The sequence below is a fragment of the Rhodococcus sp. 05-2254-2 genome (assembly GCF_002259095.1).
Lineage (GTDB): Bacteria > Actinomycetota > Actinomycetes > Mycobacteriales > Mycobacteriaceae > Rhodococcoides.
The window spans coordinates 437344-461120 of record NZ_NOZJ01000009.1; the positions used below are offsets into that span (position 1 = coordinate 437344).

Consider the following 23777-nt stretch of genomic DNA (forward strand, 5'->3'; position numbering starts at 1 on the left):
GTGAGTTCTATGCGCCGAGCGCGACGCGGGTCAGCCAACTGCCGATCTTGCGGATTTTTCCGAGGGCCAACTGGCCCGGTTCGCGTTCTGCCTCACCGGATCCGATCTGTAACGTGAAGCGACCACGCACAGTTCTCGAGTACTCGTAGCTGATCTCGGTGAGCTTCTCGACGCGGATTTTCCCTGAAGGTGTTTCGTACCCGCAGGGCTTGCCCTTCTTCAGGTCGCGGCCGACGTAATACGGTGCGCCGTTGGACACTTCGACCGACTGCGACACGTAGCCGCGGTGATCGAACAGGGTCGTCTTCATCGACGCGTACGCGTTCAGCGACAGGCCGGTGACCGACGATTCTCCGAATGCCTCCCGGAATCGCCATGGTCCAGCCTCACGGGCCAGACGGAGGTCCTCCTGGGAATGGAACGCCATGACGACGTCCTTGACCTGATCCTCGAAGATTCCGAGCTGCAAAACCGGGAACCCAGGGATGACACTTCCTGCGGCAGAGGAGATTACGCCCAACAAAAGGTTAGCGCCGGTAACAATCGCTTGATTTAGCCAGTCAGGAGATTTTCCACCTACAGTCGCCCTCGTGGCGAGGGGAATGTGGGTGACCTCTTCGCCGTGATCGATCGTCGAATGCTGACCGTTCCGATAGACCGGGATTCCCTCGAGCTCAGGATCGGGATCGTTCGGGTTCAGGATCGGGTACGTGATCCACTCGATTGCGTCCTTCGCCATCGCAATGCCGGTGCGGATCAAACCGCCGACAGCGTTGCCCTCGAACGCAAGTGGATCACCCATCGGCTCGAAGTCGACGACCATCGTCGGACGAGTCAGAGTGACGAACTCGGGGAACGGTTGCGGATGCTCGCCCGGGTTGAACCACGTCATCGTCATTTCGAGGTTCTCGGTCTTGCACACGTCCTGCGCGAAGTCCATGAACTTGTCCATTCGCGCGACACCCGCGGTCCACGGTGTGCCGTCGAACAGTCCCTTCTTGCGAGGGTTGACCATCAGTGGCCACATCGCGTTGCGGAACAGGTTGTACGTCTGCGGGTCGAGAAGATCACCCGAAGGGATCGACCAGAGGGGTGCCTGTAGCCGAATCAGGTTCGGCGTCAGGGCCATCGACAACAGGGTTGCCGCCGGTGCGAAACCGCTCCACTCCTTCGGCCACTGGAACTCCGGGGGGAACCAAGCGTTGGGAAAAATCCGTACCCAGTTCAAAAATTCCAGTGGTGATACGGCGACGATCTGGATGAACTTCTTGCGGGTACGGCGGTCCTGGACCCGCGCGAAAGTAGTTGTGAACCAGACTGTCTGATAGCCGGGCAGGTCGACGACGATCGGGCGGACCGCATACTGCGACTGCCCGTAGAAATACTCCTCCCAGACCTCGTTGTCCGGCACCGTCATCGTCAGCGATCCCGGGACGTTCGATTTGTCGTTGAACTTGATCTCGCGGAAGTCGCCACATCGCGCGAACAGCTCCATGTACTTGGACATGAATCGGATTCCTGGCTTCGGGTTTCCGTATAACTCTTTGTCCTCGTCGGCCTCGGATTGGAACTGTGCGTAAGCCTCGCGGCTCACAGCAATCCCTCATGACGCTGCGGGACCGTCGCCCACAATTTCGTATGAGTCGATGCACCCGTGACCTGGAATCGGATACGTGAGACCACGCCTCTCGGAATGGGATTCGGGAAGTGTTGTGCCTTCATCAGCCCCCACAGATTCCGCCCACGATCGGCTGACATGGATGCACGTTCACGGATCGTTTGGACGCGCTCGTCGGTGTCGATGAAGATTTCGCGGCCGGCGGCCAGGGTCACGGGAATGGTGACGTCCATGCCCTCGTACATCAGGCGGAGGCGACCGGGCCCGGTGAACACGAACTTCGGCCAACCCGGCGCTTCAGGACCTGGATAGAGGTAGAGCACCCCGGATCCTGCACCGGTCTTGTTCTGCCATTCGTCCTCGTCGTCCTTGGTTCGCGAGTGCGGCTTGTCGGCGATGAACACCGTGTCGTATGTTGCTCCTCGCGCCAACGCCGGATCGGAACCGAACGCGGGCTTGAACGACCCCCGCCGGGTGGCGAGCATCCGCCACCCGGTCGACTCCGTGAACGCGCACAGCCAGCCCTGACGGTCACGCGGAATCAGCGCCTTGAGGAACTCCTTTCGGCGCTGGAAGTCCGCGTTCGACTCCCCGAGGATGTGAATTGGGATGTCGAGTTCGGCATGATCCACGACACCACCGACATAGTCCTCACCCTCATCAAGGGCACCCGAATCGAACAATGAGTCGACATCGATGTGGCCGAGACCGTCCGGGCCGTTGCCGATCCAGAATCCCGGCTCGCCGATGACACCGTGACCCGACAGCGGGATCACGATGCCACCGGGCGAGACGTAATGGATGATCGACTTGCTCGGGCCGATCATCCTCCCCACCCTGAGGTCGAGACAGCGTCGGAACGGACCAGCCGATTCGCCTCTGTACGAAGCAAGTTCAACAGCTCGTTGAGATCGAACGTCGTGACATCACCGAGCTGAATCAACGGTCCTCCCTCATTACCTGCGGGCAGCGGCTGATCTCCCCCGCCGCTTGCCACAGCGGCCGGCTGCGAAGCCAAATCCGGTGATGGCTGCGAGGTAGGGATGATCGGGAGATCGGCGAACTTGCCGAACCCGAAGAAATCGAGCGTGTCCTTGACGGTGCCGCTGGCGAAGTCCGACGCCGTCTGACCGGCGTAGTCCGACAACGACATCGACGACGCACCCGAACCTGAGGACGTCGACGCTGACGCTGACGGAACAGATGCTGCAGCCGACGCGGCTCCGGACGATGGCGATCCCGCTGCTTCGAGTCCGGCATCGGCCGGGCCCGAGGCGCTGGCTGGGAGTTCCTCCGGAGCAGGGTTCCCGCCCGTGAATGCCGACGCCGGCAGATGCCAGAAGTCGGTGAACTGCGAATCGTTACCGCCCACGGTGCCGCCGAACTTGCCGCCGCCGTACGCGCCACCCATCTCGAAGTTCTCGCCCGTCGGCAGAGTGGCCGCGGTGTGGCCGCCGCCGGGTCCGCCGTTCTTGAACCCGACGAGCAGATCCCCGGCGGTGCCCTTGCCCTGGACGAACCCTCGAGCGGCGAGCTCGTCAGCCTCGTTGCCAGTGGCGAAGCGGGAGCCGAACGGGTCTCGGCCGGTCGCGAAGTTCGCGATCGCCGACACGGCACCGGAGCAGTCGCCCCAGTTGACGCCGCCCCACTCGTACGGCTTCCCGTCGACGCCTCGAGCGAAGTCCCGGAGAGCGTCGGTGGAGATCAGACCGCCGTCGGCGAACCCGAGGAGCTTGCGGCCCCGCAGGATTACATCGACGAGAGCCGAGTCCTCTTCCTGACCGAGCACGTTGCCGGTGTAGTCACCGGAGCCGAGCAACGATCCGAAGCCGCCGACCATCGAATGCAGGAAGTCGGCCGAGGGAACCCAGCCATCGTTGATTGCCTCGAGGATCGGCAAGGTCTCCGGAGTGACCGAGCTTGCGCGGGTCATGAACTCGCCGTTCGACGCCCGGATGAGCATCGAATCCGAACGGGGCCCGCCCGGTCCGCTGAGCTTGCCGCCGTCCCTGAACATCGGGATGTTCGGGGTGTCGAGGGTGATCTTCGGGATGTCGACACCCAGGACAGTTCCGCCACCGATCACCAGCTGGAAGTCGTTCCACTTGCGGATGATCCAGTTGATAGCAGCCTTGAAACTTTCGGTGATTCCGTCCCACATCCCCGACACTGCGGATGTGATCCGGCCCGGAAGTTCGGTCACGAATCCGACGAGCTCGCCGAACTTGCCGACTACCCAATCCTTTGCCTGGCCGGCCTTTTCGCCGATCCACCCGAGAGCATTTCCGAACGCGGTGATGCCGGCCGAGACGAGATTCCACATGTAGTCCCACCCGGCACGGATGGCATCCCACGCCGCGGAGACGATCTTTTGTCCGATCTCGGTTTGGGTGAAGAACCAGATCAGACCGGCGACGAGTGCCGTGACACCGATGATGATCAGCGAGATCGGGTTTGCATTCAGTGCGATGTTGAGCAGCCACTGCGCTGCGGTCGCGGCCGCGGTCGCGATGGTGCCCGCCACGAGTGCAACCTTCTGCGCGACGTACGAGACACCGGCGCGCGCCGCCGCTGCACCGTTCGCAGCCCACGCCGCGGTGTTCGAGGCGAGGGCTGCGGTACCGGACGCCACCGCGGTGGCAGCAGTCCTTGCCGACGTCGCGGCCGTCGACACAGCTGTCTTGGCCGCCCCGAATCCGTCCTTGATGGCCGAGGCTCCGGACTTCACCGAATCGATTGCCCCGGAGACTGTTTCCTTCGCGGACATGAATCCGTCCTTGACGGAGGTGATGCCTTCACCGACGGAATCGAATACGCCCTTGGCGGTCTCGAATCCGGCGACTGCGCCACCGAGTCCGGTCATTCCTGCGACTGCGCCGAGCAGTGAGCCCTCGTTCTCGTCGAGTGCACCGGTGAAGTCGCCTACTAGTGGCAGGACGTTGTCGCCGAGCATGTTGACGAACGTCGACTCGATTCCGCGCTTGAAGGTTTCGAGCTTGGACGAAGCGTTGTCGTTGAGGGTTGCGCCCATCGCGTCGGCCGAGCCTTCGAATCCGGCCATCGCGTTCTCGGCCCCGGTGAGCCCGGAAAGAAATGCGGGGATCTGGTCGATCGACAGGTCCTCGAGCGGGGTGCCGAACAGTGCGATCGCGGCGTTCGCCCGTGCTGACGGATCCTCGATCGCTAGCAGTCCGTTGGCGGTCTGGGTCAGCGCGTCCTTGGCGACGGCTCCACCGGTGGCGATTGCGTTTGACATGGTCTGCGCGTCGAGACCGATAGCGCCGTAGGCCTCGGCGGATGTCTTGGACATGTCCGAGCCGCGGATGGTGAATTCCTTGAGTGCGTCACCGGTCTTGTCGAGCGCGAACTTTCCGTTGCCCGCAGCGGAAACGAGCATGTTGAAGGCGTCCGGGCCCTCGATGCCGAGTGCCCGGAAGTTGGTGCCGTACTCCTGCAGGATTTCGGGGAGTTCTTCGCGCATCGCTTTCGGGACGCGCTGGAAGCTGGTCGTCATCAGGTCGAACGCCTGCGTCGAGTCGACAGCGAGCCCGTTCTGGACGAGCTGGGCGGCGGTCTGGATCGCCGAGTCGACATCGGTGTCGAAGGTCTTGCCGAAGTTCACTGCCCGTGTGGTGACCTGCTCGAGGCTGGCTTCGCCCTCGTACCCGAGAGTGGCGAACGAGGACTGCGCCGAGTCGATTGCAGAGGTGACATCGGCCATGGAGTCTCCGAGACCGGAGGCGTACAGCTTGCCGGCGCGGACGCCGTATTCCTTCGCCAGTTCGGGCGATGCGCCCTGAGCGGCCGCCAGCTTGGAGTAATCCGCTTGGTTGGCCATTGCCTTGCCGACACCGGCCATTGCCCCGGAGACACCGGCTGCGCCGGCCGCGAGACCGGCCAGCTGCTTGATGCCGCCGCCGAGACCGCCGAACATGTTCTTGAGTCCGCCGCCGGTCCGCTCGACGCTGGCACCAAGATCATCGGTCGCCGACTCCGCAGCGGTCTCGGCCGCCGTGAGCTGGTCGGTCGCCGTACGTGCAGCGCGGGCAGCGGCTTCTGCACCACGGTTTGCTCGGGCGACAGCTTCGAGAGCTGCCGCGTACCGACCACCGCGGGTGATGCCGCGTTCCTGCATCTCGACGAGCTTCGCCTGCGCCACAGTCTGTTTGCCGGTGGCGTCAGCTACTCGGTCCTGCGCTTTCGCGACCAGAGCCGACGCCTTCTCCACCGCCGCGCGCGAGGACGCGATGCCGCCTGCGATGCCCTCGCCGACGGCACGGCCGGCGCGCTCCCCCGCGCCGGCCGTGCCCCGGGTTAACGCTCCCGCGAAATCGCGGAAGCTGGGAAGGATGGGGAGCCAGACCGTATCGCCGTCATCAGCCATGCGGACCACCACCCTTCGGTTTCTTCGGAGGAGCGATCGATTCGAGATACCGAATCGCTGCTTCGTTCGATGCGCTGCCGCGGTCGCCGATCACCGCGCCGGACTTGGCCCACGGGAACGCCTTGAACTTCGGCCACTTCGGCTTCATGCGTTTGGTCCACACGAGCCGCTGATCGAGCCAGTCGAGCTTGTGCCACAGGCCCCAGAGCAGGGCTTCGTTGTTCGTCCAGTACTGACCGTCGAGGCCTGCCCTATGGACGGCACTGCCGTCGGGCAGATGCTCTTTCAGGACGCGAACCTGACGAATCGAGATCTTGCCCTGCCAGAACGCGGCGACGACGTCGAAGTGGTACTCGGCGATCAGCGCCGCTTCGAGCGCCTCTGCATGCGGTTGGAGGACGGTGTACGTCGTGTAGGCCCCGACTCGTCGGTGTTGTGCTCGACCCACAGACGCTGTGCGTTCGCGACCTGCGCCGATCCGCCGCCCATTTCCCAGAACTTCTGGGCCTGCTCGTCACCGAGGAAGAACAGGACGTACCCCTCGAGGTCGTCGTTGTCGAGTTCTTGCAGCTCGGACTTCTGATCGTCGTCGAGGATCAGCGGGTCGAGGCACTGCCAGGTCTCACCCTTGAAGACGAACGGGAATTTGTCACGAGAGCCAATCTCCTCTTCGCGCTTGGCGGCGATTGCATCGAGATCGATTTCGAAAGCCATGGTGGGCCTTTCTGTTTCAGCGAGTTGGTGGGTCTGCTACAGATGGAGAGACGGCGGCGCGGGTGAAGACCCACCACGGAAACCCGCGCCGCCGTCGACTACGCGGGAAGTTCCCAGTTCTCCTTGAAGAGGCGCTTGACCGACCAGCCCTCGGCACCGGGGTACGCGGTGATGGTGACCGGGTAGCCGATCAGCTCGCCCTTGGTGTACGTCTGCGATCCGCGCTCGGTGACCTCGCCGAGGGGCACGAGGAATCGGCGTGCGTAAACGCCGTCGATAATGTCGATACCGAAGGCGCGCAGGTCCTGGTCCTTGATGTCGCCGTCCACGAAGGAGACGACACCGTCGGTCTCGACCATGTCCTCGGCCTTAACCTTGTAGAACAAGCTGATCGTGTCGAAACTCGTTGTCCAGATGACGGTTTCCCACGAGATAGTCTCGGAGGTAGTCGCCACACGGATCGGCGAGTTGGACTGCCACGGCACGAACGGCGTGGTGTCGGCATCACGGTTCTCGGTGATGCCTTCGTCCGAGATCCAGCCGGCGTCGGCGAATGTGCTCGTCCACGCCGACATGAGGGTCGGGAAGACGGCACCCTTCGCGCCGAAACGCAGTGCACCGGTAACACCGATACGGGCAACGTCGCTGCCGTACGGAGAGGGAGATGTCATTACAAGCCCCTTTCATGGGCATGACGAGGTTGCCCTGAACCTGTTGGTGCAGAGCTGTTTACGTGGTGGAGGTCAGAGTGGCTTGCAGAGGAAGTCGACGACTCCGCCGTACCTCAGGACTTTCGGGTTGTAGTCCGGACGACGAACAGGCCGCGTCCTCTCGTCGACGACGATCCCGTCGGCTCGCCAGTTGTTCAGCCAGTCACTGCCGCGCTCGGCGAGGGCACGGAGATCGGCCAACGGATCCGGCCCCGACTTCAGACCGAAGTACAGGACGTCAACGGAGACGGTCGTGCGAAGGTGCCTTCCGTTGAACGGCTTGTCCCGCGGAATGTCGTCGATGGTGACGACCTGGATGATCGGCGGAGTGAAGTCGGGGGGCAGGTCGGTGACGGTGCGTACCCCGAGTTCGGCAGTCATGCTCTCGCACAGCAATGCCAGTACGTCGGGGAACGTCATCTAACTGCCCGACAGTTTCGGCTTCGCCCCTGCTGCCGGTTTCGTGTCTGCTCCCTGGCCGGGCTTGGACAGTGAGTTCGGGCCGTCCGGTACTGGCGCGCTGGCGTCAGTGTCCGCGGCCTTGACGTCGGCCTTCGCGTCTGGAAGATCGGCATCGGTGGAGTCGGTCGAGGGGGCGTCCGGTTCGGCCACTGGCTTCGGGTCGTCGACGTAGGTCGCCATGCCGGTGTCGACGTAACGCGCTGCGGCGTGCTCGTCCTCGAAGTCCTCGGTCTTGTCGATCTTCGAGTCGTCGCGATGCAGCGACCATCGGATTGTCTTCATGCTGTGTGCCTTCCTATTTCGTCGCCCGCGACGCGCGGCCGATCGCCCGGATCCGGGGAGTGGTTTCGGTTCCGTACTCTTCGTCTCGGCTGGACGAGACGACCTGTGCGAACGCACGTCCGCCGGGCCTGATGCCTGACACAACGGTGATGCGGGCAGACCCGCCTTCCGAGTTGGTGATCGCCTGAGCTGTGGCCGCGATGCGGCGAGCTTTCGCGATACCACGCTGCTGCAAGGCGGGCATGCGGTTGATCTGCTTGTACATCTTCGGGGTCATTCGCACCATCAGCCGGTCACCTTCTCCAGTTGGATCTCGATGTGGTGCACTGCATTCAGAATCATGGGATGCGGCCACCTACCGATCTGTGTGACGTCGTACGACTGTCCAGCCCACCGAACTCGGTCGGTGTCGAGCACATCGATATCGACACCCGCTTGGGAGATCACCCGGTACCCGGTGGTGACCGTCTGCCGGAATTCGTTCTCGCCGGACTCAGTCTGGGACAGAGGCTGCATTGACACCGGCAGCGGAACGGGTGTCAGTTCGGCGTCGTCCCAATCGATCACGTCGTTGCCGTACGAATCCCGCGTGATCACGGGACGTTCAATTTCGATCATGCTGGTGTAGCCGGCGACCATCAGCAATCACCGAAGAACCAGGCGGGGGCCGTTGCAGGCCCGATCCCGAACAGTGCCTTATGGGCATCAGTGAAGTACAACGTCGCTGACGGATTCAGCAACGTAGCCGAATCCGCGATACTCCCCACCGTCGTCGCATACGACGACTTACCGAACTGATCATCGGTGACCGACAGCGCCGACTTCACCATGTCGATCGACACAGCGCGGGCGATGAGCTCGCGGTCGTCATTCATGTCGAGATCGGACATGTCGACGTTCCGACGAATCAGGATCGCAGCGAGCTCGAGCGCTGATGTCGCGCGCACTCTCTGCTGATCAGTGAGGGGACGCCACTGCTCGACCAGCTGATCTACGGTCGCGTAAACGACTGCCATGAACGTCCCCTCCCCTGCATCAGCTCAATGCCGCGATGAGGTCGGTCTTCGACATCTTCTCGGCTTCCTTACGGTCGAAGCCCTTCTCGACGGCGTAGTCCTCCCACACCTTCACCAGGTCGGTCGGCTTCGGCTTGGCCGGATCCGACTTCGGGGCAGGTGCAGGCTCGACCGTGGTCGCGACCGGCTGGGTCTCCGAGACAGGCTCCGGAACAACCGGTTCCGCAGCAGGATCGACGGCGAGGGCATCGTCGAGTGCAGCCAGGATCGAAGCCTGGTCGGCGTCCGCCGGGAGACCGAGACGTTCGGCCAACGCACCCGACAGCACTACATCCTCGGGCTCCACGACATCATCGACGTCGGGCGCGAACGCACCGTGGCGCTCGAACTTCTCGACAACAGCATCGGGAAAGTCGACGACGTCACCGAACAAGGACTCACGGCGAACACCGTCTATATCTGTCCAGCGGATGACGCTGTGCGCAACTGTTCGGATCGGCATGATCAGCCCGCCAATCCGGTGACCTTGCGGATGGCGTAGGGATTGGTGACACCCATGACCGGCTGCACGTACGACTGAACCCAGTTCTTGCGGGTCTTCTGTTCACGCCACGTCTCCGTGGTGAGGCCCACCTCGTAGTCGAGGAAGCCGACCTGTCCGGTAGCTACCGCATAAGCGACACCGGCAGGGATCTCGTTGGAGGCGAACAGTGTGATGCCGTTCGTGGCGAGGATCTGAGCGAGTGCCGCGCCGTACGCGATCTCGATGTTCGTCTTCTCGACCGGGTTCAGCAGCCACAGGTCGTACTTGACGCCGAGCTCTTCCTGTGTCGCGAACCTCTGCGCGAATGCGAGGTCAGCGTGCGGCAGGTCCTGGTTCGGAGTCGGGTTCGTTCCGCCGAGCTGAGCTGTGGCCCAGTTGTTTCCGACGAACGTTGTCGCTCCACCGAGCGCCGCGATTGCGGAATCGAGCGTTGCGACAGCGCGGGTGTTCACCTTCTTGACGATGGTGTTCGACAGCTGCGTGGTCTGGATGTCGAAGTACGCAGCATCGTTGCGCTTCACCGCGTTGTCCGAGACCCAGAACTTGCCGCCCCAGTCCTCGACCAGCGCGACCTTCTCGTCCAGACGTTCGGACCCAACGATCGGGTACTCGTCGGAGTCACCGCGCTGTTCCACGTCATTGGCGAGGTACAGCTCGTTCTTGATGGCCTGCTGGTAGCGCATCGCGCCGCCGACCACTGGGACACCCGACGTCGCGAAGATCTTGTCGACGATGAACGAGTGCAGGGTGATGTCCGCGATACGGCGGCTGATGCGGTTGGGCTGCTTCAGTGCGGTATCGACGGTCAGCTGGTTGTTGACGATGGCGGGCGCGCCGAGCGGAAACGCCACCGGTGCCTGAGTCGGCATGGGTACCCCTTTCAGAGGTGGTTATGAGCGAGGTTCGCTCGACACGCGCCCGGGTTCGGGCATGAAAAAACCACCGGACCAAGGGGTCTCGGTGGTTGCGCGTTCGGAGTGGAGGTGGGTCAGTACAGGCTGATCTGAGCGTCGCTACCGGACGTGGCTGCGGTGACGGCGTAACCGACTGCAACTCCGGAAGTCTTGGTGACTGCCTGACCGGCAGCGCCTACCTCGACCTCGGCGAATGCAGCGATCGCGCCGGCCGCAGTCACGTACGTGACCCGGTCCTTTCCGCGGGCGATGCCGACGACGGCACCGGAGGCCGCGTCATACTTCGAGACTCCGCAGACGCGTCCGGCCGCGGTGGCATGCGCGACGGCGATGTTGCCGTTGCTGCGGTTGCCCGAGATCGCGAGGAAACGCTTGCCGGTGACCGCCGCGGTCGCGCGTCCGGTCAGATCCGTACCCGGGTAGTAGACGTCGATGTTTTCGTTCGCCATGATCAGGCCTCCTTCGAGCGAGTGTTGAACCAGCCGAGGTCTTCCTCGACGGCGTTGGCAGGAGACTGGCCATGACCAGATTCTTCGACCGGAACGAGGTTCTTCGGAAGCTGATCGATCAGCTTCCGTGTGCCCTCAGGGTTGTCGGTGAGCAGATTCAGGAACTGCTCGCGACTCGCGGGTGCGATACGACCTTCCCTGATAGCGGTGTCGATGACCGCGTTGTTGGCTTCCTGCATCTGCTGTGCACGGGCCTGGTCGCCGCGCTCAGCCTTGGCGATCAACTCGGTGAGTGCCGCATTCTCGACCACTCCGAGTCCGTTCTTCTGGATGACCGCGAGTGCGCTCTCCAGGGTTGGTTCGGCGGCCTCAACCACCGGCGGGGTCTCGACCGGCTCGACCGTCTGCTCTTCGAGCGCCTCGTCGATTGCCTTCAGTACGGTCTCGTCGTCAGCATCGGCACCGAAGCCGAACCGCTCAGCGAGGCCTTCCTTCAGAGTGTCCATTACGGACTCCTTATCTTCTGGGTCCCCAGCCTCGTTGGCAGAGGAGTTTGTGGGTCGGTGGCCGTTGCGTGCCAGTGCCGACAGGTCAAATCTGTTCTTCGCCTTCTGAACCGGCGTCTCGTCAACCGCATCCGACGTGAACACTGAGTCAGCGAGCCCTGCGGCGACGGCCTCTTCGGCCGAGTACCACGACTCGTTCTTCATCGCCTCAAGCCAGGTATCGACGTCTCCGCCTGTCTTGCGCGCGTAGATCGACGCGATGTTGCGATCCTCGTGTTCGAGGTCGGCGGACATCTTCGTCATGTCGGCTGCGTTGCCGACACACATGCCCCAGGCGTTGTGGATGAAGAACTCCGCGTTCTCCATAATGCGAAGCTCGTCGACACCCGCCGCGATGAACGAAGCCGACGAAGCAGCGATGCCCTCGACGATTGCCACTACCCGCGCGTCGTGACGACGCAGGGCGTTCAGGATCGCGAGGCCTTCCCAGACCTCTCCGCCCGGGGAGTTGATGAGTAGTTGAATCTCAGTGGTCTTCTCAGGGAGCTCGTCAATCGCGGCGACGAACTCCTTCGCAGACACACCCCAGAACTCGCCCCACGAATCAATCGGGTCGTACAGCCTGAGCACGGCAGTAGTCCCATTGTCGGATGATCTGGTCTGTGGAATCTCTGCCTTGACAGGCGTTCGCTTGAACGCCTGACGGTTTCGCAGGAATGGGTTCATGCTGTCTCCAATGATTCGATCTCCGCGGAGCGTGACCGGCGGAAGGTCCGTTCGGCGTGGCAGTTCGCGCACACGACCTCGCATTTCGCGATTTCAGCTACCAGACGTGCCCGCCCTGAGGTCGGCCCCATCTGCCCGATGTTGAAATGCTTGTCGCCGAGGTGGTCGAACTGCATGACGTAATACGGGTACTGCACGGCACAATCGGCGCAGGGCCGCTCTTTCAGAGACCGAATCAGTTGCCTGTTCGTCATTCGATAACGGAGCTTCGCAGCCTCCCAGGTTTCTGGGCTATTGACTCGATACTTCGCTGCCGCCTCACGGTTCCGGCCACGCGTACCGTGCCGCGTCTCTTCATCAAGCCCTTTCCAGTGGGCATGACACTTGTCGACGTGGGCTTTTTCACACGCTACGCAGGGATCTTCTCGCGCTTTTCGGTGTGCTTGGTAGCCCGCATCGTGTCCTGTCCGGCCCTCTGGGTAAGCGCGCGTCCGAATTTCGCAGACACCACTCACGGTTCTCCTTCGGTCAGAACAGCGTCAGTGCGCCGTCGGGTTCGATGCGTGCCCTCGGTGGCCGCTTGTTCGAGTGGTTCTCGGTAGCCGGTGGCGGCGGGAAGTCCTTCGCAGGCAGTCCGCTGGATTCGCGGACATACTCCTCGAGGCCACGGTCCGGGAACAGGATCTTCGCGTCGACGAGAGTCTTCAACGCCGCCGCGGTTGCGTCCTGCCGAGATCCGATCTCGTCGAACACAATCCGCGGTGCCGGTGCGTCCTCGCCGAAGTTGATGTCGACGAGGTCCTCGACGATGTGAGCATTCGCCGTGTCAGCGATCTGCTCCGCCAGGGACTGCACCGACTGCGCGAAAGTGTCGTTCAGAACTGAAGCGAGCGAGTAGCTTCCACCGCGGTCCAGGTTCAGGAAGTGCGCGAGGCCGGCGAGGGCGATCTGCTTGTCGTGGTATTCGATCGCCAACTGCATGTCCGGCAGGTTGCCCTGCACGCCGAGCAGTTTCAGATCAGCACCGAACGGCAAACCAACACCGGAATTCGCGCCGCCCTTGTACGCCGATGCCATCTTCTGCAGCTTGATGATGTCTTCTTCGCTGGCACCCTCGGCACCAGTAGCGACCGGGACACCCATGCCGTTACGGCGGGCCGTACCGGCTTGGATCTTCATCAGCTCGTCCTTCAGCAGCCAATGCTTGTAGGCGGGCCGGAGAAGCGAATTACCGGACCACTGACCAGGTTCCGGGTCGCGAACGTATGCCACCAGCCGGGACACCCCGATCTCGATGCCGCCCGCCAGCATTCGTTCCAAAGTCAATGCACCTTGGGGTGCGCGCTGCACGATCGAGTCGAGGCCGCCATCGAGCGCCACGTTGATCTTGCTGATCGTCTTCTGGGGACGCGGTGCCAACTTGCGGAGGTGGGCACGGATGTTCGTGCCTTCACCCTCGATTCGATAGACCTGCTCGAAGAACGAGTGACCGTAAGTCAGCATCAGCAGAGCAGTCTGCAGATGCTGGTTCCACGAAAACCGCCCCTTCGTCCGCGGCAAGGACAGGGCAGTTTCCGCGCCCTTGATCTTCAAACCCAAGTTGCGGGCAACGAACTCGGCCACCTCATCCGAGGCACCGTTCTGGTCGATACGCCACGCGGTCTGCCGGATCGGGAGACCGATAGCCGAAATGACAGAGGACACTCGGCCGTCCTCACGCAGCATCCGCGAGTACACGTCGATGCACTGCGGCCACTGCAGTTCCGGCAGCCGCTCGCTCTCATCCCATTGCTGGTAGTTCAACCCGTCTGGGTTGACGTATCCGGACTCCTCGAATGCGGGAGGAGGCGGCGGTTTCGTATCGACCATCAGCTACTCCTCCTCTCTCAAAATGCGCCCATGATGTCGAGTTCGTCGACATCCATAAGGTCGGTGTCCATCGCCGGTGACGCCGGCGGCACCACGACTCGGCTACCAAAAGTCAGCAACCCGTAATGCGCCAGAGACGCAGCGACAAGCGGCGAAATCTGCGCCTGCCCTTTGCGGTTCCACGCCCGACCACCCGCGAGATCACGCCACTGCGCGGCCTCGATCGCGCCGTACAACAACGGGTCACCCGTATGCGACAGCTTCGCGTTGACAGCATCGTCGTAGAAGTTTCCGCAGGCCTGCACGAACTCGGTGGTATTCGTCGTCTCGGCCTCGATACCGGCCTGCAGCAACGGATTCACCAACGTCATCGCGGGCGACTGCTTATCGATCACCAGTGCGCACGGTTCCCACCGTTCGATCAGCCGGATGATGAACGGCACTACCTCGTCGGACGGTGCCTGATGGAACCCGACCTCGACATGCACACCGCCACCGGACACGCGTTGCGCCGCAGCGATCGAGCACCACTTGCGGTCAGGGGTCATGTCCACGGCCAGTGCAATCGAACCCGTCAACGTCGGTGCCGCGTTCGCCATGTCGGACCACTGCTCCAAGTCGATGACATGCTCGACGTCGTCCGTGTCCGTGTCCGGCGGCCAGATCCCCATCGCCTCGCGACGCCATGAATCTTCGTCCGGGATGTTCTCCCGCATCCGCAGCATCGCGTCGAGCGGAGTGCGGTGCGGATACGACGGATTGAACGTGTGGAACTTGGACTGATCGTCCGGGTCTGTGTCGGGGTCAGCCGAGATCTCGCAGTAGACCTGATGGAGGGTGAGCCCGGCGAGCGCCTTCTTGCGCTTCGAGGTGAACGCATCACCGTCATCGGTCGGCCGCGGCGGCGTGCCGATGAAGAACACGAGACCACCGTGCTCATGCCGAGCGGCGTTCGTCGCCGGCACCATATCCTCAAGCGCCTTCACGCCCAGAATCTGCGCCTCATCGAACACCTCGACATCGATCGCATCCATACCGCGACCAAAACCCTGCTCGCGTGCACCGAACATGATGATCGATCCGTTGACGAATCGAATCTCCTGCTCGCCGTTCGCAGTACGGATACCGTTCGGGGCGATGTGCGGCCACAGCTTCTCGCGTCGCACCATCGACTGCATCGAACGGAACGTGTTCGTAGTCGTACGGTTATGGTGCGAAGTCCAGATCGCTCGCAGGTTCGGGAACTCCAAGCACAACCCGATGATGAGATTGCCTACCGTGTAAGTCTTGCCGACCTGCCTCGGAATTGACGCGACGACTCCACCGATGGACGCCGCATACTTCCCCGACTCACGGCACCCCAACGCGACAGACCCGAAACCCTGCTGCCACTGGTCGAACGACACTCCGACGTCGAGCAGCCTGCGGTAGACCCGCGGAAACTGGGAGGTGACAATCCCTTCGGGGATGACCAAGTGGCGCGCGACATCAGAGAGCCGACGCGTCGAACCGGTCATTGATCATTCCCATCAGCAGCTCGTGCTCCGGGGCCACCTCACGAAGAGCGGACTCCAGAGCACGCACACGACCGGGAGCATCGTCTTCCCTCGCATCGATCGCCTCGATCTCGTTCGCGATGTCCTGCAACCGCTTCGTCAAAGAAGCGAGATCACGCGGTGGACAATTGGGATTCGAGACCGCCCCAGCGATCCGATCCCGCATAGCCACCAGCAACGCCCGATGAGAGCCGCTCATAGCTGCCACATCCACCGACTGCGCCTCTGTGAGGGCAGGAGCCATCTCGTCAGCGGACACAGCACGCAGAGGCTTCGCAGCGGTCATCAGGGACACCTCCTAGAGAGCAGCCGTGTGGAAAAGCAGTAGAGAGAGATGGTGACTAGCCGAAGCGTTGGGAGTCGTTTGACCCCTCCCCTCAACAATCTGAGGCTCTGACCAGCGGAAATGCAGTCCGCGGGGTGTTAGGCCTCTGACCAGGCGTTATACCGCTATGGGCTCGTCCACACGGTCAGCCTTGGCTATGTTGCATCCGAGGTGGGCTGCTTGGACGTTGGTGTAGCGGTGTGGTCCGCCCCGTGAGATCGGGATGATGTGGTCGAGGCTTGCGCTATCCATGCTGGGGTAGGCGCAGTCCGGGTCGATAGGTTCGGCGCAGATGCCGCAGGTCCATTGGTCTCGCTCGTACACTTTGGTGCGGTTGATGTGCTCGTAGTCGACGCCAAAGTGGAGTGCCCTCTTGCGGTCGCTGTTTCGATGTGGCTGCCGTGTGGTGGTTGTGTCGTGCAGTCCGTTCGCTATGCGCCTCTGCGTCAGGGTTTCTATCCGCTTCACTGCTGCGACTGCACGCTGGCATGGCTTGCATCGGGTGGTCTCGTACCCGTGGGTGGTGGTCTTCGTGAACGGGATCGAGCAGTCGATGCAGTTGCCGCTCACGTATCGGGTTGACCGAGCACGGGTCGCGCATGTCTTCGTGCAGTAGAGGTTCCGGGAGCCGGTCGGCTGGAACGCAGAGGCGCACTGTGCACAGGGCCGGATGGGTTGCGGTGCCTTGCCGGCTTTCGCGGCAGCGCGGCGTTTAGCGGCGGCAGCCCGGTTGCCTGCTCGTTTGCCATCCGGGGTTGTGCTGCGTCCATCGTTCGGCCCATTGGGTCCGCGCACAGTAGCGCCCGGGTTCTTCGCGCGGTAACGCTCGTTTGCTACTCGCTTCGAGCATTCCTGGCACATGCTCGATCGGCCATTGGCACGGCTGCGGTCGATGTAGAACTTGTCCAGTTCCATCTCTGTATGGCAGGCGCGGCATGTCGCGGTGGGTGTTACGTTCATCGGGTCGACCTCTCACTCAGGTTGGCCAATCCCCGGGAGTGTTGACGCACTCGCCGGGGTTCTTACGTTGTTGCGGTCACCAGGCCATGGCGCACCATTGGCTTCGGTCATCGACCTCGGTGTCGAGTGGTGCATCCGGTGGGTCGCCCGTGACCGCTGGGCGTAGGTGGTCCTTCAGTCCAGCGCCGCGGCGTTTGTTGCAGATGCCATGCAAGAGGCGGTCTGCCTTTGTGCCGGTATGCAATGCGCGGGAACGGGAATGGTCACCGGCGAGTGTCTGCCCATCCCAGTTGAGTGCGTCGTCGAGCCACATCGGGAGTCCGCACCACCAGCACGGTGAGCCGTCAGTGTGCTTGGCCTTGAGGGACTTGACCTGTTGGCGGTGAGCATGGCCGAGGCCGCGTTGGGTGGTGGTCTTCTTGGCGGCCATCAGAACTGGGTGGGTCTGGGCACGCGTTCGAGGAGTGCGTCGACTCGGTCGCGGTAGATCTGGGCGGTGACCTCGTCGCCTCGTTCTTCAGCGCCGCGGGCGAGGAGGCGGGCGTCGACGATCTGCTCATTCAGGGTGGGGAGCATGACGGCACCTCGTTTACCCGCCGGTGGCGATAGTTGCCTTTGCACTGGTCAGCGAGTTGGCCTACTCATCACCCAACGGACGATGCAGGCGATGATCTCGGCCCACAGTTCGCCGATCATGGGCAGTGCCGAGTCAGTACGACGCATCCACTCTTGCCATGGACCCGGCAGTGCGGCACACACAGGAGCCGGACCAACCCCGCGCGCCAGTGCATCAGAACAGGGACAGCAACGGGATGATCAGGCCAGCGATGCCGATGATCGCTTTGCCGACAGCAAGGTACGTCGAGAACGGGTATCCGAACAGCATGACGAGTGCCCTTCTGTCAGTGGGAAGTTGAGCCCTCGATGTGGGGCTGCAGCGTTGACCTAGCGCGGGAACGCATCACAGGGCGCTTTACCGGTGAGAAGTCGCGAAGAGCCGGCGTTCACAGCGGCATCGAGGGAGTTGGTTGGCCGCGCTCCGTGTTGACACGGACACCGCCCGGATTCCGGGTGATGCTGGGGAAGTCGCGGCCAAGAATGTGGGCGCTATTCGACGGATGTTTCCGGAAACGCGTACACGTCTGTTACCTGCGGATCAGTGTGACATAGCGTTGTTAGCTATGCAAACCTTTGCGGTGGCGTGTCGCCTGAGCGATCCGTTCGACGTCGTAGAGGTTGACGAGATGGCCCCAAGGCTGGCGGGTTACAACCGGTTTGAGCAGGCCCCTGCTGATCCACTTGCGGAGTACTACCTCTGTGCGTCCCACATGTGCGGCGGCCAGTTTCAGTGTGAGCAGTTCCGGTTCCTCGAAGTCGATCGACGGCGGATTGAGTACATATCCGGATGACTGCCTGATTGGTGCCTCTACGTTCACGGAACCCTCTTCCACCACCGCAAGGAATGAGACCCGATCATCTTAGCAACGCTAATCTTCTCCGTTCTCGTTCTACGGCCTGCGCTGGGAGTAGCCAGCCTCGTTGGATCTGGCGTAGCCAGGGTTGATGCGACCAGAAGCGGTACATGTCATTTACTTTGGGCGGCTTCGGCCGTTCCAGTTCGACCCACCGGCCGCCCTCACTACCTGTCTTGGCCATCGATATCCGGCCATTCGTATTCGACGTCCGGGTATGGCGGTTGTGCCCTGGTGGCGTAATGCTTGCCGTCGTGATGGGCGGGCAACTTGCAGTGAACGGTCAGGTCGCCCGCGAGGATCATGTTGGTGGCAGTGGCGGTGCACCGTTCCCACACAGATCGGGCGTGCCACTGTTCGTGATGACCGCGGTTTACAGACCAGACGAGGGCTGAGCATTCCGGGCACTGGTCGAACGAGACGTCCTCCGGCTCGGTACTGCTGGGCGGGATTACCTGCATCGTCGCCACGGTCGTCCAGTTGTTGCTCACCATGCCCAGTTCTCCTGATAGTCGGGGTGATTCGAGTACACCGATGCCAGGTGCCACAATGCTTCCTCGGCGATGCCATCCCATCCTGGCTCAGTGCAACCGTTGGCGATCTGCTGTAGACACTCGACGGCTTTCCGTTTGGCTGCGACGTCGCGCAGTACCCGCGCCGGATCGTGCCGGGCGATGTGCTGCACGTCCGGTTCGTCACTGATCCACTCCGACGATGCCGGGAACTGGTCCTGATCGAAGGCGCACACAGCGATCTCCTCGTGCGGCCCGCCACGGACAGTCAGGGAGTGGCCCCGGTCTACCAGTGCCCACGGTCCCGGTGTGGCCTTCCGTGCCTCAGCTTCGTCCTCGTCCAGTCGGCGGATGATGAACTCGAATCCCGTACTTCTTCTCTGCTCGTTCACTACTCGTCCTCGATGTCGTTGAGGCTGAACACGGTGGTGTCGGCCTTCGGTGGGTCCACGACGTAGATGGCATCGGCGGGCACCAGGGTCGACACGGTGACGGTCACATCGGCGACCATGTCGATGGACTCGAGCATGCTACGCACCTTCGGTTCCATGCTCTGTAAGCAGATGATCATTTTCGGTGTGGTGGTGAGTGCTCGCCGCCACCGTTCTGTCGAGCAGTTCACGATGAACGCCGACATCGCGGCGGCACCGTCGTTGAGCATGTCTACTGTCGCCTGCGGCACCTGACCGGGTGTGGTTCCTGTCATTGCACTGCCCGCCGTGTCTTTGGCCAATACCAGGTGCCGTGCTCGTCTCGGCGGAGACCGACTCGACGCAGCATCGCCGCCGTGTTTTCTTCGACGACGACCCGGGCGAATTCATAGACAGCTGGCAGCTGCTCGTCGGTGATCCCCACTGCCCGGAGTTTCCGGTACTCGTTCTCGGCGTGGGCGTCCCGTTCCGCAGTGAGGAGCCGTTCACGTTTCATGTGCTCGTCTAACACGGTTTTCAGTTCGTCAGACTGGCTTGAGGGTTCAGTCATGCTGTTGCGCCTTCCGTGTTGGCGGCAATGATGTCGGCGATCTCGTCGAGATGCACGAGGCGGTTCCATGCATCCCATCCGACGTGGATATGTCTGCACCGAGGAGAGCTGGAGACGAGTTCCGCTCCCCGCCATGTTTCGACCCGCGCGGCCGACGGCGCGAACGCTTCGGAACTGTGAGTGTGTCCGTGCAGCAGCCACTCCCCCTGATCCCGCAGGCGGTACTGGACTCCACGGTCGGTCTCGCTGTGATCGCCCTCGTACGGGAAGTGGGACAGCAAAACTCGTTGCCCTGCGATCTTCCTGCGGGCGAACAACTGCACCGACGTGAACGTTTGCATGAACGCGCGCTGACGGTTGTGACTGTTGCGGTTCGCCATCGGGTGCACGCTGTCGTGGTTCCCTGCGATCAGATGTATCTCGAAGCCGCCCTGTTCGCCGAGTGACGCCAGGCGGGTCAGCGCGACTCCTTCGGCTGCCGTACCCCCGGCCGTCAGGTCACCCAGGATCCACAATTGGTCACCAGGCTTCACGGTCTCCTCGATCGACTCGAAGATCACAGCGTCGTGCTCGGCGGTCGTGTCGAACCCGCGGCTCTCAGCGACTTTCAGATGGCCCCAGTGGGGATCGGACGTAAACCAGACGCTCATAATCGGTCACCTCGCTTCACTGACTGACACATCCCAACCACGAGAACGGACGATCCGCGGCGACAGGCGGCTCGATCACATCGGGACACTGATGCTCACGCCCATCGCTGAATAGGTACTGAGTCCCACAGAAACCGCAGCGGTAGTGCGGTCCGTCGTCAATCAGGGAAGTCATTAAGCAACTCCTCTGGGCTTCGATTGGCTTCGACCACAGCTGGAGGCGTGGCCGACGGCTTGACGCAGCACGTTGAGTTGCGAATGGGGCACGTCGTCACTGTGTGGGTGGATGAACTGCTCACGATGCCGGGTTCGCTAGTGAAGTGAACCCACGTCCAAGGTTGCCCGTTGTGCTCCTCGGCGAACTTGGTGATCTGGTCGATGATGTCGGTCATCGCTCTCCTGTTCCTGCAGTTTGGTACGCGCCCATCACGGACTTGTTGACGGATTGCCAAGCGCGAAGCTCGGATTCAAGAGCCTTTGCTTGCCTGTCTGCATGGCGATACATGGCATCAGCGACATCACGCGCCTTGCGTAGGTCGATCGTCGCGAGCTCGCACGTGTACCTCTTGCCGTTCGCGGGCCCACTGTCGGCGGCCCAAGCCCTCGCATACGCAATGTCGAGAGCGTGATCAGCCTCGAGGAACGCAACGTATCGTCTGTTGCATTCGGTGACGCCGTTGGCGATCCGGTTGGCGCACTCCCGGATCGCGGCCTCGACACTCACAGGATTGAAGACTTCAGGCATCGGGTCCCCAATCCCCTACGTTGCGCCGGCGGACAGGATCAGTCGGCGTGGGTAGGTGGTAGCCGGTGGATGGTTTGTAGCGGGCGGCGCGTTCCGCCTCCAACTTCTCGGCCAGTTCCTTCGCTTCGGCTGCGAGTTTCGCCAGATGCGACCGTTCCATCCGAGACAGTCCCCGGCCGTCCTTCACCGCACGCTGCCGGATCCGCACTTCCTCCATGTGGATCTCGTACGCCCGATCACTCATGATCCCTCCAACATTCGACGCTCAGGACTACCCACCGGATAGCCGCGTGCCCGCTCCGCATCCCGCCGGGCCCGAAGACGGGCAGGCATCGACAACCACCACGCCTTGTTCAACTCCACATCCGTCACAGCAATACGCTCACCGTGAAGGCCGCGGCACTCGACCAACTGTTCGCCGGTCATGGGATCACCTCGCCCACAGCGGTTCGGTGCCAACCTTCGTGGTGGTCTCGATGCTCTTCGATGACCATTGCGACACAGCGAGGGCACATCCACAGCACCAACGGCGGCAATTTCATGCCGTGGTCGTCAACACCACCCACGATCGACAGTCGGCGACCCCACGGCAGTTCGAGTTCACTCATGTGGCTTCTCCTCAGCCGCAGCGCGGACCTGCCGACGTGCTTCCTTCCATCGCTCGGTGCGCGCGAAATAGTCAGGTAGCTCATTTAGTCGGGCAGCGGCATCGCCTACATCAGGGTCGGTTCGCTCCAACTCACGTAGTTCACTGTCGAGATCGACGTGGCCACACTGATCACATCGCCAACGATTCGGCATCCGCCCAAGGTCGCGGATCGGTCCTTCATCACCGCTATAGCTCAGGTGCGTGCATTCAGCGGTCATGCCTTCTCCCCCTCAGCGGCAGCAGCGGGGCCGGTCGCACGCAACACGGCTTCGGCGAAGCGGTCGAACTTCGCCCACGTCTCATTGCCGCCTGGCGCGCGCTCTCCGTTGATTCGCAGATGTAGCGCGTACTCGGCCACCGTGCGCACCGACTTCACGTCAGCAGTGGGCACGATGCTGTAGCCGGCGTCCGTCAGCTTCGACACCACTTGCGCAGCGATAGCGTCGGCGTTGATGATCTCGCCCCTGATGCTGTCCGCGATGACGTTTACGGCATCTGTTGCACTCATTCGGCACCTCTCTCAACGGCGGTTGCAAGTTCCCTCTGAATGGTTCGACGACGCTTGTTCCAGAACAGGTGCGGTCGAGATGTCCATATACGTTGGTTCCCGTCGCGGACTTGGCTCCACACGAGTAACCCGCGCTTGTCGCGTCCAACGAATCGCCAACGTTCCTTCGCTTTCCCGTCCGTCGTTCCGAGAGGTGTTGGGTTGCTTCGGTGGTCACTGCATAGCGAGCCGTACAAGGTGCCTGTGCCACAGACAATGCAGTGGTTACACCACTCGTCGCAGTAGTCGTCGTGCTTGGGTTCCGCTGGTGTGGGGTTCGGTGTGCTCATCCGAGTGCCCTTGCGAGTTTCGTCATGGCGTGCATTTCTTCGCGGTCGGTGATAACGATGTCGAACTCGGAGTCACGGGATTCGGGGAAGTAGTCGGTCACCTTCAACGCTTGCGCCAGTGTCGCAACGCGAATGATGCGGCCGTCTTGTGACGCCCAATCCGGTAGGTCCAGCTTCACTGCGCTCACAACACCACCCCCGAAGCGGGCAGCAACACAGACTCGTTCACGGCGAGCCGCAACCCGCACGACTCCTGCACTTCGTACCTGCCCGAACCGGCCGGGTTCTCAGCGAGGACGGTTGCTGCGAACGGCTGATCTTCGTCCGGGAAGTCAACGAGAACTTGATCCCCTCGGCGGTAAGTGCTCATGGTGTCTCCTGTGGGTCATCGCCGGTGTGCTCGGTTTCGTTCTCGACAAGCAACCGTTGGTAATGCTCGAGCACGGACCCACCTTTCAGGCGCGCGTCGAACGATGCTTGGGTCCAGCACTTCTCACATGCGGCCATCTGGTGTCTCCTGTGGGTCGAGGGCAGCGCGGAGGCGGTCGACCGGGACGACCTGCTCGCCTTTCCAGTCGTCAGCCCATGGGTCTTGTAGGTGCGGCGCGGACTCCATCAGCTTCCGTACTCGTGCGATGGTGTTGTCCCGTTCCCGCACCGCAGCCAACAGCGCCGGGATGTCCTCGCGGGCATGAGCGATGAACTCGGTGTTGAACGGCGGGCCGTCGGGCGACGAGTGTGTGGTTGCAACCAACGTGAGCCCGTCGTCGTTGCCCAGAACTTCCTGTGGGTACATCCCCTTCGCGAGCCACGGTCCCGCACTGGCTGCGTTGGCTCTGGCTTCGATCTCCGCGAACTCCCCGCCGCTCATGCTCGGCCTCCCGCAGTGCGAGCAG

General features: G+C 62.4%; 35 protein-coding genes. All 35 read right to left on the reverse strand.

Translation table 11 applies throughout. From position 1 onward, the window contains the following. Positions 1 to 7: 7 nt before the first annotated feature. The 35 genes from CH283_RS16730 to CH283_RS16895 all read right to left on the reverse strand — a co-directional run bounded on the left by CH283_RS16730 (position 8) and on the right by CH283_RS16895 (position 23752). Entirely contained in the window at positions 8 to 1594 is a 1587-nt protein-coding gene (locus CH283_RS16730; RefSeq protein ID WP_094640270.1) for a Gp37-like protein, read from the reverse strand. Continuing rightward, positions 1591 to 2445, reverse strand: a complete 855-nt coding sequence (locus CH283_RS16735) for a hypothetical protein (protein ID WP_094640271.1) — start codon at positions 2443 to 2445, stop codon at positions 1591 to 1593. Before CH283_RS16735 ends, CH283_RS16730 begins: the two co-directional genes overlap by 4 nt. Beyond that, entirely contained in the window at positions 2442 to 6002 is a 3561-nt protein-coding gene (locus tag CH283_RS16740; protein ID WP_141215245.1) for a phage tail tape measure protein, read from the reverse strand. Before CH283_RS16740 ends, CH283_RS16735 begins: the two co-directional genes overlap by 4 nt. Continuing rightward, positions 5995 to 6450: a hypothetical protein gene (locus CH283_RS16745; protein WP_094640273.1), complete on the reverse strand. Its 456-nt coding sequence runs from the start codon at positions 6448 to 6450 to the stop codon at positions 5995 to 5997. The genes CH283_RS16740 and CH283_RS16745 overlap by 8 nt, the downstream gene beginning before the upstream one ends. After that, positions 6363 to 6716 carry a hypothetical protein gene (locus CH283_RS28335; RefSeq protein ID WP_094640274.1) on the reverse strand — a complete coding sequence of 118 codons (354 nt, stop codon included), beginning with the start codon at positions 6714 to 6716 and terminating at the stop codon, positions 6363 to 6365. The genes CH283_RS16745 and CH283_RS28335 overlap by 88 nt, the downstream gene beginning before the upstream one ends. A gap of 98 nt (positions 6717 to 6814) precedes the next feature. Beyond that, a complete protein-coding gene (locus CH283_RS16755) occupies positions 6815 to 7387 on the reverse strand; it encodes a phage tail tube protein (protein WP_094640275.1) in 573 nt (190 codons plus the stop codon). A gap of 72 nt (positions 7388 to 7459) precedes the next feature. Further along, positions 7460 to 7846, reverse strand: coding sequence for a hypothetical protein (locus CH283_RS16760; protein WP_094640276.1), 387 nt, complete (start codon positions 7844 to 7846; stop codon positions 7460 to 7462). Continuing rightward, positions 7847 to 8170 (reverse strand): hypothetical protein, encoded by a 324-nt coding sequence (locus CH283_RS16765; protein WP_094640277.1) that lies wholly within the window; start codon positions 8168 to 8170, stop codon positions 7847 to 7849. A gap of 13 nt (positions 8171 to 8183) precedes the next feature. Continuing rightward, positions 8184 to 8456 carry a hypothetical protein gene (locus tag CH283_RS16770; protein WP_176460281.1) on the reverse strand — a complete coding sequence of 91 codons (273 nt, stop codon included), beginning with the start codon at positions 8454 to 8456 and terminating at the stop codon, positions 8184 to 8186. Next, positions 8456 to 8788, reverse strand: coding sequence for a phage head completion protein (locus CH283_RS16775; RefSeq protein WP_176460282.1), 333 nt, complete (start codon positions 8786 to 8788; stop codon positions 8456 to 8458). The genes CH283_RS16770 and CH283_RS16775 overlap by 1 nt, the downstream gene beginning before the upstream one ends. Before the next feature lie 20 nt (positions 8789 to 8808). Then, positions 8809 to 9186, reverse strand: a complete 378-nt coding sequence (locus CH283_RS16780; RefSeq protein WP_094640279.1) for a hypothetical protein — start codon at positions 9184 to 9186, stop codon at positions 8809 to 8811. 19 nt (positions 9187 to 9205) lie between these two features. After that, on the reverse strand, positions 9206 to 9688 hold the full coding sequence (locus CH283_RS16785) for a hypothetical protein (RefSeq protein ID WP_094640280.1): 483 nt from the start codon (positions 9686 to 9688) through the stop codon (positions 9206 to 9208). Between the two features lie 2 nt (positions 9689 to 9690). Further along, on the reverse strand, positions 9691 to 10599 hold the full coding sequence (locus CH283_RS16790) for a major capsid protein (protein ID WP_094640281.1): 909 nt from the start codon (positions 10597 to 10599) through the stop codon (positions 9691 to 9693). Between the two features lie 119 nt (positions 10600 to 10718). Further along, positions 10719 to 11093, reverse strand: a complete 375-nt coding sequence (locus CH283_RS16795; protein ID WP_094640282.1) for a capsid cement protein — start codon at positions 11091 to 11093, stop codon at positions 10719 to 10721. A gap of 2 nt (positions 11094 to 11095) precedes the next feature. After that, on the reverse strand, positions 11096 to 12325 hold the full coding sequence (locus tag CH283_RS16800) for a head maturation protease, ClpP-related (RefSeq protein ID WP_094640283.1): 1230 nt from the start codon (positions 12323 to 12325) through the stop codon (positions 11096 to 11098). A 528-nt stretch (positions 12326 to 12853) separates the two neighbouring features. Next, the gene (locus CH283_RS16810; RefSeq protein WP_141215247.1) at positions 12854 to 14194 is read right to left on the reverse strand and encodes a phage portal protein family protein; all 1341 of its coding nucleotides are present in this window, start codon (positions 14192 to 14194) and stop codon (positions 12854 to 12856) included. A 17-nt stretch (positions 14195 to 14211) separates the two neighbouring features. Continuing rightward, positions 14212 to 15711 (reverse strand): terminase, encoded by a 1500-nt coding sequence (locus CH283_RS16815; protein ID WP_094640285.1) that lies wholly within the window; start codon positions 15709 to 15711, stop codon positions 14212 to 14214. Further along, complete coding sequence (locus tag CH283_RS16820; RefSeq protein ID WP_094640286.1) at positions 15683 to 16036, reverse strand: hypothetical protein; 354 nt, start codon at positions 16034 to 16036, stop codon at positions 15683 to 15685. The genes CH283_RS16815 and CH283_RS16820 overlap by 29 nt, the downstream gene beginning before the upstream one ends. Positions 16037 to 16192: 156 nt before the next feature. Continuing rightward, a complete protein-coding gene (locus CH283_RS29035; RefSeq protein WP_094640287.1) occupies positions 16193 to 17035 on the reverse strand; it encodes an HNH endonuclease in 843 nt (280 codons plus the stop codon). Between the two features lie 76 nt (positions 17036 to 17111). Then, the gene (locus CH283_RS16830) at positions 17112 to 17465 is read right to left on the reverse strand and encodes a hypothetical protein (RefSeq protein ID WP_255183239.1); all 354 of its coding nucleotides are present in this window, start codon (positions 17463 to 17465) and stop codon (positions 17112 to 17114) included. Beyond that, positions 17465 to 17611 carry a hypothetical protein gene (locus tag CH283_RS28340; protein ID WP_176460284.1) on the reverse strand — a complete coding sequence of 49 codons (147 nt, stop codon included), beginning with the start codon at positions 17609 to 17611 and terminating at the stop codon, positions 17465 to 17467. Before CH283_RS28340 ends, CH283_RS16830 begins: the two co-directional genes overlap by 1 nt. 1063 nt (positions 17612 to 18674) lie before the next feature. Continuing rightward, entirely contained in the window at positions 18675 to 19001 is a 327-nt protein-coding gene (locus CH283_RS16840; protein ID WP_094640289.1) for a hypothetical protein, read from the reverse strand. Beyond that, positions 18995 to 19411: a DUF6221 family protein gene (locus CH283_RS16845; RefSeq protein WP_094640290.1), complete on the reverse strand. Its 417-nt coding sequence runs from the start codon at positions 19409 to 19411 to the stop codon at positions 18995 to 18997. The genes CH283_RS16840 and CH283_RS16845 overlap by 7 nt, the downstream gene beginning before the upstream one ends. After that, entirely contained in the window at positions 19411 to 19725 is a 315-nt protein-coding gene (locus CH283_RS16850) for a hypothetical protein (RefSeq protein WP_141215249.1), read from the reverse strand. The genes CH283_RS16845 and CH283_RS16850 overlap by 1 nt, the downstream gene beginning before the upstream one ends. After that, a complete protein-coding gene (locus CH283_RS28005) occupies positions 19722 to 20000 on the reverse strand; it encodes a hypothetical protein (protein ID WP_141215250.1) in 279 nt (92 codons plus the stop codon). Before CH283_RS28005 ends, CH283_RS16850 begins: the two co-directional genes overlap by 4 nt. Further along, the gene (locus CH283_RS16860; RefSeq protein ID WP_094640293.1) at positions 19997 to 20650 is read right to left on the reverse strand and encodes a metallophosphoesterase; all 654 of its coding nucleotides are present in this window, start codon (positions 20648 to 20650) and stop codon (positions 19997 to 19999) included. Before CH283_RS16860 ends, CH283_RS28005 begins: the two co-directional genes overlap by 4 nt. Positions 20651 to 20808: 158 nt before the next feature. Continuing rightward, positions 20809 to 21042 (reverse strand): hypothetical protein, encoded by a 234-nt coding sequence (locus CH283_RS28010; RefSeq protein WP_141215251.1) that lies wholly within the window; start codon positions 21040 to 21042, stop codon positions 20809 to 20811. Beyond that, positions 21039 to 21395 (reverse strand): hypothetical protein, encoded by a 357-nt coding sequence (locus CH283_RS16865; protein WP_094640294.1) that lies wholly within the window; start codon positions 21393 to 21395, stop codon positions 21039 to 21041. Before CH283_RS16865 ends, CH283_RS28010 begins: the two co-directional genes overlap by 4 nt. Further along, on the reverse strand, positions 21388 to 21639 hold the full coding sequence (locus tag CH283_RS16870) for a hypothetical protein (protein ID WP_094640295.1): 252 nt from the start codon (positions 21637 to 21639) through the stop codon (positions 21388 to 21390). The genes CH283_RS16865 and CH283_RS16870 overlap by 8 nt, the downstream gene beginning before the upstream one ends. Further along, positions 21636 to 21821 (reverse strand): hypothetical protein, encoded by a 186-nt coding sequence (locus tag CH283_RS28015; protein WP_141215252.1) that lies wholly within the window; start codon positions 21819 to 21821, stop codon positions 21636 to 21638. Before CH283_RS28015 ends, CH283_RS16870 begins: the two co-directional genes overlap by 4 nt. Beyond that, positions 21818 to 22003, reverse strand: a complete 186-nt coding sequence (locus tag CH283_RS16875) for a hypothetical protein (protein ID WP_094640296.1) — start codon at positions 22001 to 22003, stop codon at positions 21818 to 21820. The genes CH283_RS28015 and CH283_RS16875 overlap by 4 nt, the downstream gene beginning before the upstream one ends. Positions 22004 to 22258: 255 nt before the next feature. Further along, the gene (locus CH283_RS16880) at positions 22259 to 22552 is read right to left on the reverse strand and encodes a hypothetical protein (protein ID WP_094640297.1); all 294 of its coding nucleotides are present in this window, start codon (positions 22550 to 22552) and stop codon (positions 22259 to 22261) included. 325 nt (positions 22553 to 22877) lie between these two features. Beyond that, a complete protein-coding gene (locus CH283_RS16885) occupies positions 22878 to 23069 on the reverse strand; it encodes a hypothetical protein (RefSeq protein WP_094640298.1) in 192 nt (63 codons plus the stop codon). After that, positions 23066 to 23251, reverse strand: a complete 186-nt coding sequence (locus CH283_RS16890; protein ID WP_094640299.1) for a hypothetical protein — start codon at positions 23249 to 23251, stop codon at positions 23066 to 23068. Before CH283_RS16890 ends, CH283_RS16885 begins: the two co-directional genes overlap by 4 nt. A 123-nt stretch (positions 23252 to 23374) precedes the next feature. After that, on the reverse strand, positions 23375 to 23752 hold the full coding sequence (locus CH283_RS16895) for a hypothetical protein (RefSeq protein ID WP_094640300.1): 378 nt from the start codon (positions 23750 to 23752) through the stop codon (positions 23375 to 23377). Positions 23753 to 23777 lie beyond the last annotated feature (25 nt).

What these genes read in the sequence shown, in the direction of transcription:
- CH283_RS16735 (WP_094640271.1), bottom strand. Translation starts at nt 2,445, where the DNA reads ATGATCGGCCCGAGCAAGTCGATCATCCATTACGTCTCGCCCGGTGGC.
- CH283_RS16740 (WP_141215245.1), bottom strand. Translation starts at nt 6,002, where the DNA reads ATGGCTGATGACGGCGATACGGTCTGGCTCCCCATCCTTCCCAGCTTC.
- CH283_RS28335 (WP_094640274.1), bottom strand. Translation starts at nt 6,716, where the DNA reads ATGGCTTTCGAAATCGATCTCGATGCAATCGCCGCCAAGCGCGAAGAG.
- CH283_RS16755 (WP_094640275.1), bottom strand. Translation starts at nt 7,387, where the DNA reads ATGACATCTCCCTCTCCGTACGGCAGCGACGTTGCCCGTATCGGTGTT.
- CH283_RS16760 (WP_094640276.1), bottom strand. Translation starts at nt 7,846, where the DNA reads ATGACGTTCCCCGACGTACTGGCATTGCTGTGCGAGAGCATGACTGCC.
- CH283_RS16765 (WP_094640277.1), bottom strand. Translation starts at nt 8,170, where the DNA reads ATGAAGACAATCCGATGGTCGCTGCATCGCGACGACTCGAAGATCGAC.
- CH283_RS16770 (WP_176460281.1), bottom strand. Translation starts at nt 8,456, where the DNA reads ATGGTGCGAATGACCCCGAAGATGTACAAGCAGATCAACCGCATGCCC.
- CH283_RS16775 (WP_176460282.1), bottom strand. Translation starts at nt 8,788, where the DNA reads ATGATCGAAATTGAACGTCCCGTGATCACGCGGGATTCGTACGGCAAC.
- CH283_RS16780 (WP_094640279.1), bottom strand. Translation starts at nt 9,186, where the DNA reads ATGGCAGTCGTTTACGCGACCGTAGATCAGCTGGTCGAGCAGTGGCGT.
- CH283_RS16785 (WP_094640280.1), bottom strand. Translation starts at nt 9,688, where the DNA reads ATGCCGATCCGAACAGTTGCGCACAGCGTCATCCGCTGGACAGATATA.
- CH283_RS16790 (WP_094640281.1), bottom strand. Translation starts at nt 10,599, where the DNA reads ATGCCGACTCAGGCACCGGTGGCGTTTCCGCTCGGCGCGCCCGCCATC.
- CH283_RS16795 (WP_094640282.1), bottom strand. Translation starts at nt 11,093, where the DNA reads ATGGCGAACGAAAACATCGACGTCTACTACCCGGGTACGGATCTGACC.
- CH283_RS16800 (WP_094640283.1), bottom strand. Translation starts at nt 12,325, where the DNA reads ATGAACCCATTCCTGCGAAACCGTCAGGCGTTCAAGCGAACGCCTGTC.
- CH283_RS16810 (WP_141215247.1), bottom strand. Translation starts at nt 14,194, where the DNA reads ATGGTCGATACGAAACCGCCGCCTCCTCCCGCATTCGAGGAGTCCGGA.
- CH283_RS16815 (WP_094640285.1), bottom strand. Translation starts at nt 15,711, where the DNA reads ATGACCGGTTCGACGCGTCGGCTCTCTGATGTCGCGCGCCACTTGGTC.
- CH283_RS16820 (WP_094640286.1), bottom strand. Translation starts at nt 16,036, where the DNA reads ATGACCGCTGCGAAGCCTCTGCGTGCTGTGTCCGCTGACGAGATGGCT.
- CH283_RS29035 (WP_094640287.1), bottom strand. Translation starts at nt 17,035, where the DNA reads ATGAACGTAACACCCACCGCGACATGCCGCGCCTGCCATACAGAGATG.
- CH283_RS16830 (WP_255183239.1), bottom strand. Translation starts at nt 17,465, where the DNA reads ATGGCCGCCAAGAAGACCACCACCCAACGCGGCCTCGGCCATGCTCAC.
- CH283_RS28340 (WP_176460284.1), bottom strand. Translation starts at nt 17,611, where the DNA reads ATGCTCCCCACCCTGAATGAGCAGATCGTCGACGCCCGCCTCCTCGCC.
- CH283_RS16840 (WP_094640289.1), bottom strand. Translation starts at nt 19,001, where the DNA reads ATGGTGAGCAACAACTGGACGACCGTGGCGACGATGCAGGTAATCCCG.
- CH283_RS16850 (WP_141215249.1), bottom strand. Translation starts at nt 19,725, where the DNA reads ATGACAGGAACCACACCCGGTCAGGTGCCGCAGGCGACAGTAGACATG.
- CH283_RS28005 (WP_141215250.1), bottom strand. Translation starts at nt 20,000, where the DNA reads ATGACTGAACCCTCAAGCCAGTCTGACGAACTGAAAACCGTGTTAGAC.
- CH283_RS16860 (WP_094640293.1), bottom strand. Translation starts at nt 20,650, where the DNA reads ATGAGCGTCTGGTTTACGTCCGATCCCCACTGGGGCCATCTGAAAGTC.
- CH283_RS28010 (WP_141215251.1), bottom strand. Translation starts at nt 21,042, where the DNA reads ATGACCGACATCATCGACCAGATCACCAAGTTCGCCGAGGAGCACAAC.
- CH283_RS16865 (WP_094640294.1), bottom strand. Translation starts at nt 21,395, where the DNA reads ATGCCTGAAGTCTTCAATCCTGTGAGTGTCGAGGCCGCGATCCGGGAG.
- CH283_RS16870 (WP_094640295.1), bottom strand. Translation starts at nt 21,639, where the DNA reads ATGAGTGATCGGGCGTACGAGATCCACATGGAGGAAGTGCGGATCCGG.
- CH283_RS28015 (WP_141215252.1), bottom strand. Translation starts at nt 21,821, where the DNA reads ATGACCGGCGAACAGTTGGTCGAGTGCCGCGGCCTTCACGGTGAGCGT.
- CH283_RS16875 (WP_094640296.1), bottom strand. Translation starts at nt 22,003, where the DNA reads ATGAGTGAACTCGAACTGCCGTGGGGTCGCCGACTGTCGATCGTGGGT.
- CH283_RS16880 (WP_094640297.1), bottom strand. Translation starts at nt 22,552, where the DNA reads ATGAGTGCAACAGATGCCGTAAACGTCATCGCGGACAGCATCAGGGGC.
- CH283_RS16890 (WP_094640299.1), bottom strand. Translation starts at nt 23,251, where the DNA reads ATGAGCACTTACCGCCGAGGGGATCAAGTTCTCGTTGACTTCCCGGAC.
- CH283_RS16895 (WP_094640300.1), bottom strand. Translation starts at nt 23,752, where the DNA reads ATGAGCGGCGGGGAGTTCGCGGAGATCGAAGCCAGAGCCAACGCAGCC.